This is a genomic window from Rhizobium sp. 10N427 (assembly GCF_056394605.1).
In genome coordinates this window covers 106,499-120,198 of sequence record NZ_JBFTID010000011.1, presented here as the reverse complement: position 1 = coordinate 120,198, position 13,700 = coordinate 106,499, and the positions used below count along the sequence as shown (strand labels likewise).

General features: G+C 61.9%; 9 protein-coding genes. 3 read left to right on the top strand and 6 right to left on the bottom strand.

Annotation, left to right across the window (positions count from 1 at the left end):
• Nucleotides 1-3 precede the first annotated feature (3 nt).
• From AC1DIJ_RS21655 to gnd, 4 genes are all read right to left on the bottom strand, one after another.
• Nucleotides 4-1,383: a virulence factor family protein gene (locus AC1DIJ_RS21655; protein WP_112385458.1), complete on the bottom strand. Its 1,380-nt coding sequence runs from the start codon at nucleotides 1,381-1,383 to the stop codon at nucleotides 4-6.
• Nucleotides 1,380-3,983 (bottom strand): bifunctional lysylphosphatidylglycerol flippase/synthetase MprF, encoded by a 2,604-nt coding sequence (mprF, locus tag AC1DIJ_RS21650; protein WP_112385459.1) that lies wholly within the window; start codon nucleotides 3,981-3,983, stop codon nucleotides 1,380-1,382. Before mprF ends, AC1DIJ_RS21655 begins: the two co-directional genes overlap by 4 nt.
• Before the next feature lie 202 nt (nucleotides 3,984-4,185).
• Entirely contained in the window at nucleotides 4,186-6,339 is a 2,154-nt protein-coding gene (locus tag AC1DIJ_RS21645; RefSeq protein WP_112385707.1) for a mechanosensitive ion channel family protein, read from the bottom strand.
• A gap of 89 nt (nucleotides 6,340-6,428) precedes the next feature.
• Nucleotides 6,429-7,448: a phosphogluconate dehydrogenase (NAD(+)-dependent, decarboxylating) gene (gene gnd / locus AC1DIJ_RS21640; protein ID WP_112385460.1), complete on the bottom strand. Its 1,020-nt coding sequence runs from the start codon at nucleotides 7,446-7,448 to the stop codon at nucleotides 6,429-6,431.
• Between the two features lie 579 nt (nucleotides 7,449-8,027).
• On the opposite strand from gnd, the gene AC1DIJ_RS21635 reads away from it, so the two are divergent.
• From AC1DIJ_RS21635 to AC1DIJ_RS21625, 3 genes are read left to right on the top strand one after another with little or no spacing between them, the layout of a single operon-like run.
• Nucleotides 8,028-9,326: an HlyD family secretion protein gene (locus tag AC1DIJ_RS21635; RefSeq protein ID WP_442210124.1), complete on the top strand. Its 1,299-nt coding sequence runs from the start codon at nucleotides 8,028-8,030 to the stop codon at nucleotides 9,324-9,326.
• 54 nt (nucleotides 9,327-9,380) lie between these two features.
• The gene (locus AC1DIJ_RS21630; RefSeq protein ID WP_112385462.1) at nucleotides 9,381-10,670 is read left to right on the top strand and encodes a YyaL domain-containing protein; all 1,290 of its coding nucleotides are present in this window, start codon (nucleotides 9,381-9,383) and stop codon (nucleotides 10,668-10,670) included.
• A complete protein-coding gene (locus AC1DIJ_RS21625; protein ID WP_112385463.1) occupies nucleotides 10,655-12,823 on the top strand; it encodes a glycosyltransferase family 2 protein in 2,169 nt (722 codons plus the stop codon). The genes AC1DIJ_RS21630 and AC1DIJ_RS21625 overlap by 16 nt, the downstream gene beginning before the upstream one ends.
• Before the next feature lies 1 nt (nucleotide 12,824).
• On the opposite strand, the gene AC1DIJ_RS21620 is transcribed toward AC1DIJ_RS21625, so the two are convergent.
• Nucleotides 12,825-13,199 carry a VOC family protein gene (locus AC1DIJ_RS21620; protein WP_112385464.1) on the bottom strand — a complete coding sequence of 125 codons (375 nt, stop codon included), beginning with the start codon at nucleotides 13,197-13,199 and terminating at the stop codon, nucleotides 12,825-12,827.
• Nucleotides 13,196-13,690, bottom strand: coding sequence for an SRPBCC domain-containing protein (locus AC1DIJ_RS21615; RefSeq protein ID WP_112385465.1), 495 nt, complete (start codon nucleotides 13,688-13,690; stop codon nucleotides 13,196-13,198). Before AC1DIJ_RS21615 ends, AC1DIJ_RS21620 begins: the two co-directional genes overlap by 4 nt.
• Nucleotides 13,691-13,700: the final 10 nt, after the last annotated feature.

Genomic DNA, 13,700 nt, shown 5'->3' with positions numbered 1-13,700 from the left:
GACTCAGTCGTTCAGGCGCGACTTCAGCGCATCGACGATGGTCTTGGTCAGCAGATCGTAGTTTTCGTCGAAGTGGTGGTCGCCCGCGAGCTCGACGACGGCAGCGCCGCTCTGCTTTATATCCGGGCAGGCGACTTCGTCATCGTCTTCCTTGCCGTAGATGCACTGGATCAGCTTGGGATCGACGTCCTTCAGATCGGCGACCGGATCGCCACCGGCCCCGTCGGTCTTCTGGCCAAGCCAACCCATGACGGAGATCACGTAGTCAACCTCGTGCGACAGCGACAGCAGCGAGATCTGGACGATCGACGCCTTCTCGGCCGGTTTCAGCAGCTTGTATGTCGCCGGCACCACGTCAGCGCCGAACGAGTAGCCGATCAGAAGCACATGCTTGACCTTCCACTGCTTCCGGTAGAGGTCGATGATCTTGCCGAGATCGTCGGCGGTCTCCTGCGGCTTCCGTTCCGACCAGAAGTAATGCAGCGAGTCGATGCCGACGACGGGAATCCCCTCCTTCTGCAGCTTGCTGCCGACTTCTTTGTCGATATCGCGCCAGCCGCCATCGCCGGAATAGACGATCGCCATCGTATCCATCGCCGGCTTGGCATCGAGAACCGCAAGCGGCAGGCCGAGCGGATTGTCGGCATTGCCTGATGCGTCGATCATGTCGTCAAGCGTATCGGACAGCGTCGTCTGCGCGTCGTCATCGGCGTCGCGCACATCGATCGCCGGATGCGTCTTCTTCAGCTCCGCGACATGCTCGCGCCCATCCTTCGGTGCATTCGACGTCAAGGCCACCACGACGGGATCCGGCAGATTGCCCTCGGTCAGGCCGTAGATCATCCGGTCGCCGACGGTCTTCTTGCTGGCCGGCGTGCAGAGTTGCTGCGTCAGCGGAATGCCTGCCGTGGGATCGATCGCCAGCGTCTGGCCGATCGTCGCATCGGGGGTCTGCGCCGCGATCGCCAGCGCCAGAGCGCCGCCCTCGCCGACACCGGCGATGATAGGCAGATGATAGGCGCTGTTGCCGGCGGCGCGCTGAACCTGCTGGCTGAGCGCCTCGATGTCGGAGACCAGATAGATGCAACCGTCATTATCGCTCGCATCGTATTTGCGCAGCGCATCCATGTAGGACGGAAAGTCGACGCCGATCACCACCGCACCAGCATCCACCAGCTTGTCTGTCTCGGCCTTCTCGTTGTCGCCCCAGCCGGCGGCGTCCGAGATCAGCATCACGGCGCCTTTCACATCGCCCTTCGGCAGAAAGATGTGCGGCGACGGGATGAGCCCGGTTTCGAAGTCCTGCGTGCTCTCGTCGGCGGCATAGGCCGGAAACGCAAGCGCCGTGGCGCATGCTGCGGCGAGGATATATTTTCTGATCATTTCCTGACGACTCCCTTCAATCCGCCACCGATGAGAAAGGTCGCGTCCATCAACGCGATCATCGGATTGCCCCCTCCGGAAACCGCAAGATAGCGCGGTTGCCAGTGCGGATGAAACTTTGATTTGAATGCCCGAAGGCCTTTGAAATTGTAGAAGCGCTCGCCGTGTTCGAACACGGTGCTTCCGATCCGGTCCCATACGGGGGCCGTTTCGCGCTTCGACATGCCCGAAAGCGGTGCCATGCCGAGGTTGAAATGGCTGTATCCCTCCTCGCGCAGATATTCCATGATCTGCACGAAGAGAAAGTCCATCGACCCCTTCGGCGCCTCGGGCGAGAAACGCATGAGGTCGATCGTGCCTTCCGATTTGGTTTCGGTGACGAGGATATTGGCGAAGGCGACGATCTTGCCGTCCTTCTTCAACACGCCGACCGGCTGCGAATTGACATAGTCAGGCTCGAAGGCGCCGAGCGAGAAACCCTTCTCCTTGGCATTGTGGTCTTCCAGCCAGGAGCTGGAGACCGCAGCCAGATCGGCGAGAATGGCGGGCACCTCTTCCGCCGGTATGACCTCGAAGCTCAGGCCATCGCGCTGGGCGCGGCTGGCCGTCTGGCGCAGGTTTGCCCACTTGCCGCCCTTCATTTCGAAGGCGCCGAGATCGGCAACGGCGAGCTCGCCGAGCTTGAATGCACGCAGACCCGCATCGGCACAATGGGATAGCAGCGCAGGCGAGATCTGATAGAAGACCGCGCGGCATCCCGCAGCCCGCGCCGCCTCGACGAAGCTCCAGACGAGTTCCGGAATGGCATGCCGCTCGCCGACCGGATCGAACAGCGCGATCCATGAGCGCCCCTGGCGGCCATACATGATGAAGGCATCGCCCTTTTCGGAGAACATGATGCTCTTGTCGGCCATACGCACCAGATTGGCGTCGGCATAGTCCTGCGCCTTGACGATATCGACGGCGCGCTGCAGCGCCTCGTCGCTCGCCGGTTCCGGCCGGAAGGCCGCGGGACGCAGCAGGCTAAAGATGGCGATCGCCGAGGAAATGATGGTGATCCCGAGCACGGCACGCAGACCGCGCGGCGCTTCAGCCGCGAATTCGAACTGCCACCAGAGCTCGTTACTATATTCGACATCGCGATAGACGAAGAGCAGGATGACGACTGCGCCGACGCAGATGACCGCAATCGCCATGAGCCAGGCGGCAGTCAGCGTCTGGTTCAGCAGCGAGGCGTGGCGCGTGAAAAGGCGGCGGCTGACGAACAGGCTGAAGATCAGGATCGCGAGGAAGATCGCTTCAACCAGCGCAATCGCCTTCAGCAGCGACAGGGTGAGCGCCAGAACGGCAGAGACCACCGATACCAGCCATGCGCCATCGAGACGCTGGCCAAGACCACGCGCGGCAACCACGAGCGCCAGACCGAGCAGGCTCGACAGGAAATGGGCACCCTCGACGATCGGCAGAGGCAGATAATTGGCGAGGAATTCGAGATTTTCATCCGGCGTCGGCGTGACGCTCGAGAAGATCAGCATGACGCCGAGGATCAGCGCGAAGGCCGACAGCAGCTGCGGTGTCAGGCGCCCGCCGATGCGGCGGATGCTGGAAGCGGCCGGATGATCGACGAAGCGGCGAAGCTCTGTCAGCGACACCGCGAGCACTGCGATCAGCAGCGGCAGCACATGATAGATCAGGCGGTAGAGAACCAGCGATCCGAGAACCGCGTCGATATTCACCGCGCTGCCGAGCGAGGCGATGATGACAGTCTCAAAGACGCCGAGACCGGCCGGCACGTGGCTGAGCACGCCGAGGCCGACGGCAATCGCATACACCGCCAGGAACACCGGCCAGCTGATCGCTGTCTGCGGCAGCAGCACATAGAGCACGGTGGCCGACGCGGCGATATCGAAGGCGGTAACGAGGAACTGCCGCGACCAGGTACGCGAATCCGGCAGGCGGACGGCGATCGGGCCGAGAGCGACCGCCCGGCCATCACGCCCGAGATAGACCATGACGCCGAGGCCCGCCAGGATCGCCCCGGCGATGATCCGCAGCAGCAGCGCATTGGTATTGATCAACGGCCCGATTTCATCGGCGATGATCATCAGCGCGATCGCCGCGACGCTGGCAAGACCGAGACCGAAGGACAGCGTCACGAAGGCGATGACGCGGCCGATATCCTCGGGCGTCAAGCCGAGGCGCGAATAGGCGCGGTAGCGGATCGCACCGCCGCTGAGCGCGCCGAAGCCCGCCGTATTGCCGACCGCATAGGCGCTGAATGCTGTGAGCGCCACATGCGGAAAGGGCAGCTTCTTGCCAATGTATTCGATCGCATTGAGATCGTAGAAGATCAGCGCGAAGAAGCTGAGGCCAGTAAACAGCAAAGCCAGCAAAATGGAACTGAAGCGCGTGTCGGCAAGCGCTTGGACGACGTCGTCATAGCGGACTTCATTGGTGAGCTGCATGATCGCATAACCGACCATGCAAAACAGGATAAGCGTCGCTGCCGCGACAAGCTGCGTACGGTAACGCCGGATAAAGCCCCGAAAGCCACCGGCTTCCTCGCTTTCCATTTCTTCCAGACTGCCTTGATTCGCCATCTTACCCCTGCCGACTGCCAGCTTGGCGTGAGTCGTTCGGCAAAGAACTAGCATATGCTGCAGGCAAGCTCTATCGGCCCCCGACAGCGCTACCCCGCTACCGCCAAGCGCGCCTCATCGGCCTGAATTGGGGCAAAATTAGCGCTGGGTGACATAGTCCTCCACAGCGCTTTTGTAGCATTCCGTCGCACCCGCTCCACCCTCAGGCGGCAGGTTCGCCGCCTGCCCGTGCCTGGGCCGCATAGCGTGCGGCAGCTGCCATCGCCTCGTGGTCCCGCCCGTCGCCGGAAACCTGCACCGTCGGCACCGCGAACTCGATGCCGTTTTCCTTGAAGGCGTTGCGGATGATCGCCAGCGCGTTGCGCCGGATGACGAACTGCTCCCCGGGCTTGGTCATCATCGACAGCCGGATCTCGATGGCGAATTCTCCGAATTGCTCGACGCCCTTCATCTTCAGCGTCTCGATGATATGCGGGCCGAAATCGGGGTTGTCGAGCAGCTGCTGGCCGATCTGCTTGACGACCTTCTTAGCCTTCACGAGATCGGTGTCGTAGGTGACGTTCAGGCTGATCTTGTCGATCGTCCAGTCGCGGTTGAGGTTCTTGACCGCGCCGAGCTCGCCGAAGGGAACGGTCGTCAGCGGTCCGCGATGATGGCGTAGCTTCACAGAGCGTAGGCTGAAGGCCTCGACCACCCCCTTGTGGCTGCCGCTTTCGATGTACTCGCCGACCCGGAAGGCGTCGTCCCAGAGGTAGAACATGCCGCTGATCACGTCCTTGACGATCGTCTGCGCGCCAAAGCCGACCGCGACACCGACGACACCGGCGCCGGCAATCAGCGGCCCGATCTCGATACCCAGGCCCGAGAGCACCATCAAAACGGCAATAACGGCGATGACCACAGCGAAGATATTGCGGAAGATCGGCAGCAAGGTCTGCAGGCGGGCGCGCCTGGCTTTCTCTTCATCCGAGGCCGAAGCATCGAGCGGCGAATCGATAAGCTTGCCGTTGATATAGGCTTTGACGATATGCCAGAGCAGATCGGCCGCAAGCAGGATGACGATGCCGCCAATGGCGCCGCGAGTGATGCGATCAACCATGGTGTCGCCGGCCGCCATCCTGTCTGCCGCAAAGCCCATGATCCGCCCCATCCAGACCGCCGCTGCCGCGATGATGATGGCGCGAACGCCGCGGTCCAGCAACACGGTCGCCATCCGGCGATTGGCGAGGAAGCCCGCTTCCGCCTGATGCAGCGAACGGACCGCGGCCGTCGCAACGCGGAGAACCTTCGGCAGAAGCAGGGCATAGATGCCGAGCCAGAGCAGCAGCATGAAGCCGGTAACCCACAGGAGCCAAAGCGCGAGGAAGTAGATCGTCAGAAACCAGGCTGTTGCCGTGCTGTGCCTGACGCCATCGCTGGGGCGCGACCAGACCGCTTCGACGGCAATCAGGAAAAGCCCGATTCCGAGGATGTAGGCGACAAACAAGCGGGAGCCGACTGAAAAGCCGAGCGGCTCCATGATCTGGATCACCACCCAGCCGAAGGCGAAGTAGATGGCGAATATGGCCGAGCGCCGGAACCAATACAGCGCCTTCGCACGGGAAATATCGCGCTCGCCGTCGGCGCGCGGCAGCGTCACCAGCACGACCAGCATCCGGCCGATGGAAATTGTGAAGCGGGTCGCGATCAGCGCGATCGCAACGGCAATCGCGATCGCCTGGCTCACCGGCGGCCAGCTGAACGCAACCAGCGGCACGATCGTCGCCATGGCGAAGACGATAGCCGGGATGACGCGATAGAAGAGATTGGCGCCAGCGTGATGCAGCGCGGCAGGCTCCTCAACATCGGATCGGCGGACGCGCGGCCGCGGCGTCGCGGCACGAAACAACAGCTCAGCCAAAGTGCCGATCAGCAGCAGCGCCAGGCCCTGAACGGCGATCCAGCCCGGCCCCGTTGGCTCGACCTCGCGATCGACGATGCCATCGGCCGCCTCGACTTCTTCCGGCAAGTCCATGGCCGCGTCCGAGACCATTTCGACATGATGGCGTGCATGGGCAAGCAGATCCGACAGGACGGACATCTGTCCGCCGTCATCGGCCGCCGCCGCGGGCGCCGTCTTCATCTGCGATGCCATCCATGTCTGCACCTCGGGCGCCTGCATCAGCTGCATCATCTGCCGCACCTTGTCGGGCGGCGTGGCGGCATCGGCTGCGGGTGGCGCCGGCGCGGTCTGCGCGATTGCGCCGCCGGAAGCGCCGAGAAAAATCGTCAACGAAAACAGGCAAGCCCAGAGGCTCCCCCTCACGAACCTTGAACCCAACACCCGACGCCCTCCGGTATGACTGGAATCAACCATATCGCTTGCGATGCCATAGGCAATGGGCACGAAAAAACCCGCGCTCGGAAAGCGCGGGTCTTCAAGAATATATGAGCACCTGTTGGGCTTTACGCCTTCGGCTTCTCGACGTGACCGCCGAAGCCGGCACGCATCGCCGAGAGCACCTTGTTGGCGAACTCGTCCTGGTCGCGCGACGAAAAGCGGCCGTAGAGCGCAGCACTCAGCACCGGCGTCGGAACACTTTCGTCGATGGCCGCCATGATCGTCCAGCGCCCCTCGCCGGAATCGGAGACCCGGCCGGCATATTTCGCCAGAGCCGGATCGGCATGTAGCGCATCCGAGGTGAGGTCGAGCAGCCAGGAGGTGATGACGCTGCCGCGGCGCCAGACTTCCGAAACATCCTGCAGATTGAAGTCGTAGCGGTAATGTTCCGGATGCGCGAGCGGCGCCGTCTCGGCATCGGCTTCATGCGTCGCCGCGCCGATATTGGCATTCTTCAGAATGTTGAAGCCTTCGGCATAGGCGGCCATCAGGCCGTATTCGATGCCGTTATGAACCATCTTGACGAAGTGACCGGCGCCATGCGGACCGCAATGCAGATAGCCCTGCTCGGCGGTGCTGTGTTCGCCGGCGGTGCGGTTTTCCGACGGCTTCACGTCGCCGACGCCGGGCGCGAGCGAAGCGAAGATTGGCGACAGCGACTGGACGATGCCCTTTTCGCCGCCGATCATAAGGCAATAACCGCGCTCGAGGCCGAAGACGCCGCCGCTGGTACCGACATCCACATAATGGATGCCCTTGGTGATCAGTTCCGCGCCGCGGCGGATATCGTCATGATAATAGGAGTTGCCGCCGTCGATGATGATGTCGTCATCATGCAGCAGCGGCAGAAGCTGGGCGATCACCTTGTCCGTGATGGCAGCCGGCAGCATCAGCCAGATGGCGCGCGGACGCGACAGTTTCGAAACGAACTCCTCCAGCGAGCTGGCTCCGGTGGCGCCCTTGCCCGTCAGGTCCGCAACACTTTCCGGCTTCGCGTCATAGACCACGCATTCATGGCCATCCCGCATCAAGCGCTGGACCATGTAGTTGCCCATACGGCCCAAACCTACCATGCCAAGCTGCATTTTATATTCTCCTGGGAATCTAATCGATATGATTCCGGAAATTAGCACTCATGCCGCCGCAGGCAAGCGAAGTCTCTGTCACATTCGGGAGATGAGATCCTCGCCACCTTGCTTTCATGCCGCAAAACGTTTCGCGCAAAGGGTGTGGCCCTGTTAAAATCGGAGTGAAAAACTCAGTAAAAGAGCCGCCCGGAGCCCGGCGGCAAAGACGTATGGCAGTTGCATTGCAGTATGGCGCAGTTACCGGCGGCTGCTTTCAAACGGCCAATCAAAGCAGTCACGAAAATTTTCTATGCCCGAAATAAAGCTGATTAATCCGTTTCTTTTCATATTCTTAACTTATCACTCATCTTCGTCACAACACTGTTCCGCAAAATTTTGCACTTGGTGAGCAGTTGCCTTGGCGAAATCTCGATGGTAATTTTTGATTAACAACTAAATAAAAAAACAACGGGGGAAGTGCCCTTCAATTTCGATCTATGATTTGTCAGTTCAGGATTGAAGACTATGAAGGCCACACCAATTAATATTCATCCAAAAGACGTACGAATACTGTCCGCTTCGCGGATTGCCGGGTATTTGTTCGCATTCCTGCTGCTCTTCACCATCGGCATGTCGATGGTACCCAACCAGTTCTTCGTCGTTTCGCCGAAGGCGGTGATCAACGCCCCCGTGCAGATGATCGCCTCGCCGATCTACGGCCGCGTCGACAAGATTTCCTTGCAGGTCGGTCAGGTGGTAAATCTCGGCGACGTGACGGCAACCGTCTCCAATCCCAATCAGGATCAAACATCTCTCACCGGTCTCCGGCTTGAGAAGCTCGACCTGACAGAAAAGCTCAACAACACGATCAACGTGGTTGCCGAGCGCAATGACCAGCTGAGCAAGGTCAAGGCGCAGATATCGGATGTGAAGGACGGGGTTCTGAGCGAACTTGGCGCCGTCATCAGCAACGCCCAATCGAACGTCTCGATCTACGAGGCGCGGCTTGCCGAGCAGGATGCGCTGCTGCAGCGCGCCACCGTGCTTTTGAAGAAGGGGATGACCTCCGAAGCGAGTGTCGAGCCGCAGCGCCAGAAACGCAATGCCGCCCAGGGCGAGCTCGATGCAGCCCGCGGCGAACTGAAGCGCAACGAGATCGTCCAATCGCTGGTCAGCCGCGACATCTATACGGGCGGTACGGTCGCAGCCAACCTCCTGACGCTGGAAATGCAGCGCACCAAGCTCGCCGGCGACATCGCCGAAGACAATATCGAGATCAATCAGATGACCGAGCGCAAGGCGCAGGTCGAGAAACTGATCAACCGCGAGGAAGGCCGGCTGGGCAAATCGGGGGCTGCCGAGGTGGTCGCCGATCATCACGGCCAGGTCGTCAGCGTCGACGCCTCCTTCGGCGATTTCGTCATGCAGGGACAGGCGGTCGCCAAGTCGCTCGACTGCACCGAAGCATTCGCTGCGGCGGTCTACAGAAGCCGGGACGTCTCCTCCCTCGATATCGGCACGCCGGCGATGGTCAATTTCCGCTCGCTCGGCGTCAAGAAAAGCGGCCACGTCTACAAGATCGTCCGCTACTTCGACAGCGGCCAGCAGAACCGCTATTTCGCCAAGTTTCCGAAGGCCGAGGGCGACGAGGTCTATGTCCTCGTCAAGGTCGACGACGATCCCGTCGAGCTGACCGCTGCCGGACAACCGAACAACGACAAGTTCTTTGGATGCAATGTCGGTGAGGACGTGATTGTCTCGCTTGGAGAGACCGTCGTCGCGCGCCTCACCCGCTATTCGAAAATGGCCGTCGACAAATTGTCAGAGGCGGACGGCCTGCTCTCCGCGTCGGCCTTTTTCGACAAGGGCCACAAGATGGCGAGCCTCCAGCAGTAACAAGCGCGCTTTCGCTTCACGTTATCGAGCGGCGATAACAGGGAAGACTTTGATATGGTTTTGCGTAGAACGTTCCTAGCGGCGATGCTCGCCATGGCGGCATTTGCCTTCATCCCACCGCCTGCTGCGGCCGCAGGCAAACATGACGAACTGGCCTGCACGCTCTGCGACGGCCTGGCCGCGCTGATGACGGGTGAACCGGAGCAGGCTTTCGTCTTTCGCAGTTTCGAACCGGCGAACGGCGGATCGAAGCTGCACCCGGCGCTCGACAATACCGGCTTCACCTATGACAACGCGCTGGCGATGATGGCGCTCTATGGCTGCGGCCGCGCCAAGGAGGCCAAACGCGTCGCCGATGCGCTGGTGTTGGCGCTGGAAACCGACCGCCACTATCACGACGGACGACTGCGCAACGCCTATCGCTCCGGGCCGGTCACAACAGGCAAGGACGGCATGTTGCTTCCCGGCTACTGGAGCACGGCCAGCAATTCCTGGATCGAGGACGGCTATCAGGTCGGTAGCGCCACCGGCAGCACCGCCTGGGGCGCGCTCGGTCTGCTCGCCGCCTATTCCGAGACCGGCCAGACGGCTTATCTCGACGGCGCCCGCAAGATCATGGACTTCATCCACCGTTCGACTGCCGACCCCAAGAACCCCGGCTATTTCGGCGGCTTCTTCGGTCACGAGCCAACGCCCGACCGGATGACCTGGAAATCCACCGAGCACAACCTCGATATCTACGCCGCCGATCATTGGCTGGCGACCATCGATGAGGCCGGCGACTGGGAGCATGACGGCGAGAGCGCCAAGGACTTCCTCGACGCCATGTGGAACAAGGCAGAGGGCCGCTTCTATATCGGCAGCGTGCCGGACAGCAACGCGCCGAACGTCAACATGTCCGGTCTCGATGCCGAGCTTTGGCCCCTGATCGCCGTCAAGGATTTCGCCGCCAAGGCACCGCAGGTGCTCGAATGGACCGAGGCCAACCACGGCGTTCCCGGCGGCTTCGACTTCAACAACGACCGCGACGGCATCTGGCTGGAAGGCACCGCGCAGGCGGCGCTGATCTATCAGATGGTCGGCGACGCGCAGAAGGCGGAGCCGCTGTTCCAGACCATCTCGGCCCAGATCTCACCCGAGAAACTGATCTACGCCACAGTCGATGAGCAGCTGACCACCGGGCTGCAGGTCGGGCCGAACTCCGAGCCCGGCGACTTCAAATATTATCGCCTGCCCCATGTCGGGGCGACGGGATGGGCCGTGCTCGCGGCGCTCAGGCTCAACCCCTTCAATGCAGATTCCTTTGCGGCCAAGAACGAGGAAAAGCCATGTCCCCAGAAGTAGTCACCCTCTCGGATGCCATCCTCTTCTCGCTGGTGACCCTTGCCCTCATTCTGGGCTGCGCACTGCTGCTCGACAGCAACAGGAGCAAGGACCGCGCCGTCTTCGGCACCATCCTGATCCTGATGCTTGCGAACTACGTCTATTTCCGGCTGACGACGACGCTGCCAGCTTTCGACTGGAGCGCCTACGCGATCTGGCCGCGCATCTACCTGGCTTTCGAGGCCGTGGTCATCCTCTACACACTGCTGTCGATCGTCTTCTTCTTCCGTCGAACCGACCATACGGGAGCAGCCGATACCAGCGAGGCGATGATCTCGCGCATGGGAAAGCCACCGGCCGTCGACGTCTTCATCTGCACCTACAACGAGGATGTCACCATTCTGGAGCGGACGATCCTGGCCGCCAAGGCGATCGACTACGGCAACTTCACCATCTGGATCCTCGACGACGGGCGGCGCGAATGGCTGCGCGACTACTGCGGCGAACTCGGCGTGCGCTATCTGACGCGCGACGACAACAAGGGCGCCAAGGGCGGCAACATCAACAATGCCATCCGCTGGTCGAAGCAGATCACCAACGCCCCCTTCATCCTGATCCTCGATGCCGACTTCGCGCCGCAGCGGCCGATCCTTAAGCGCATCATCGGCCAGTTCGTCGATCCCGAGATCGGCCTGATCCAGACCCCGCAATTCTATTACAACGCCGACCCGGTGCAGCATAACCTTCTGGCGTCCAAAGCCTGGGTCGACGACCAGCGTATCTTCTTCGACGTCATGCAGCCGTCGAAGGACGGCTGGGGAGCGGCCTTCTGCGTCGGCACATCCTGCGTCGTCAGGCGCGATGCCCTTGAACTGATCGGCGGCATGCCCGAGGAGACGGTCACCGAAGACATTCATCTCACCTACCGCCTGATGCAGAAGGGATTGCGCACCCGCTGGCTGAACGAGCGACTCAGCGTCGGCCTCTCCGCCGAAAGCCTGTCGGGCTACATCACCCAGCGCTGCCGCTGGTGCCTCGGCACCATCCAGGTCGCGCTTCTGCGCGACGGCCCGTTCTTCGGCCGCGGCTATACGCTGATGCAGCGGCTGCACTATTTCCATGGGCTACTGTTCTGGTTCTGCCGGCCGTTCATGCTGCTTCTGATGGCAGCGCCTATCCTCTTCTACTTCCTCGGCCTGCCGGCGATCCTGATGGAGCCCGAAGCCTTCTTTCTCTATGCCCTGCCGATGGTCGGCGCCATGTGGACTTTCCACGCCTGGGTCTCCGGCTGGCGCAGCCTGCCGCTGTTCACCGAGGTCTCGCAGATGGTCTCGGCCATTCCGATCACCATCGCCATCTGCCACGCCATCGCCCACCCCTTCGGACGGCCATTCAAGGTAACGGCGAAGGGCGAGGACCGCACCCGCGTCGATATTCTCTATCCGATCGCCACCACCTTCGCGCTGATCATCATCCTCACCTTCACCGGCATGCTGAACGGACCGCTGCTCAGCAACTATAGCGGCCTCGACAGCTTCAGCGTCGCCTGGGGGATGGTGGTCATGGTCTATGCCTTCGTCTCGATGCTCGTCTGCATCGAGTTGCCGCGCGAACCACTGGATGCCATCCGCTTCCCGCTTGGGCGCAAGACGGCGATGACCTGCAACGGCCAGGCCCTGCCCTGCACCGTCGATAGCTTGTCTCTGACACAGGCGGAAATCAGCCTGCAGCAGCCGCGCATCGGCATGAATGCCGGTGTCGGCGATCTGCTTCTCTTTTCGCCCTTCCCCGGCTTCGACGTTGCCGGACGCATCGACCGCGTCGATCAGAACCGGTCGTCATTCACCGTCTCCGTCGTCGCGGTGAAGGAACGGCGCGAAAGCGAGGATATCCACGCCCATCCGGCGATCGTCCGGCGCAAGATGATCCAGCGGCTCTACAGCGAGATGCCGGAAGCAATGCCGGGCCGGGCCTATCCGCTGGCAGCGCTCCGCGCCCTGTTCAGCCGCATGTTCCAGAAGCCGTCCGCCTATTCCGGCCAGACGCGGATGGCAGCCAACACCGTCTCCGTGCGCCGCTCCAGATGGCGCCCGTCGCCGGGCGGCATCCTGGCGAGCGGATCAAGGGCATTGCCGGCGCCGGGCCAGGGATTGCTGCCGCCCGCGGCCGAATAGGTCACTCCGAGGGCGGTTCCCAGGTATCCGGCTCCCGCACCATATGGACGATGCCGGCTGGATTGAAGATCCAGCCGCCGCGAAAATTCTCGCCAAGCGGTTCGATGGCATCGCAGCGCGTCACGCCAGCCTGGCGAAGATGCTCTGCGGCCTGGCCGAAATCCGGCGTCAAGAGCTCCAGCCAGAGTTCCGCCTGGCTCATGCCCGGGCTCTCGTCGATCCAAAGCCGGATCGGCCCGAGTTCGAAGCCGCGCGTACCCTCATTGCCGATTTCCTTCAGCCCGACGACATCGCGGTAAAAATTCAAAACGGGCTGATATTGGTGCGGCGGCACCTTCATCGCGACATCGACGCCGCCCTCGAAAGCCGCGCTCATGTCCGCGCCTCGTAGTCAGGCGCTTCGGCCGGCTCGCCGCGCATCTCGCTAAGGAACATGCCGTCGCGCAGGTTGATGCCGTGCTCGACGAAGGCCTTCATGCAGCACAGCATGTTGGCCCAGCCCTCGCAATTGAGATAGGTGCCGCGCCGCCCGGCTTCGTCTTCGTGCCAGCCGTCTTCGGAGATGGTCACCATCGTGCCGCCATCCTCAAGCGCCTCGAACTTCATTTCGACCGTCGTCTTGTAGCGGACCTTGTCCGCATCCGTTCCGCCTTCCCAGCGCAGCACGATCAGGCTCTCCGGCACCAGATCGACCACCTCCACCGGCGCGTCCTTCCACCAGGTCACCGTGGTTCCCTTGACGAGCCGCGCGCTCGCGCCGCCGACCGTCGTGAAATAGCCCGAGAGCTTCTTCGGATTGACCACCGCATCGAAAACCTCCGCGGCAGGCCGGCCGATCCGGCCTCCGACACGAATACCGAGGGACATGGCATTTCCT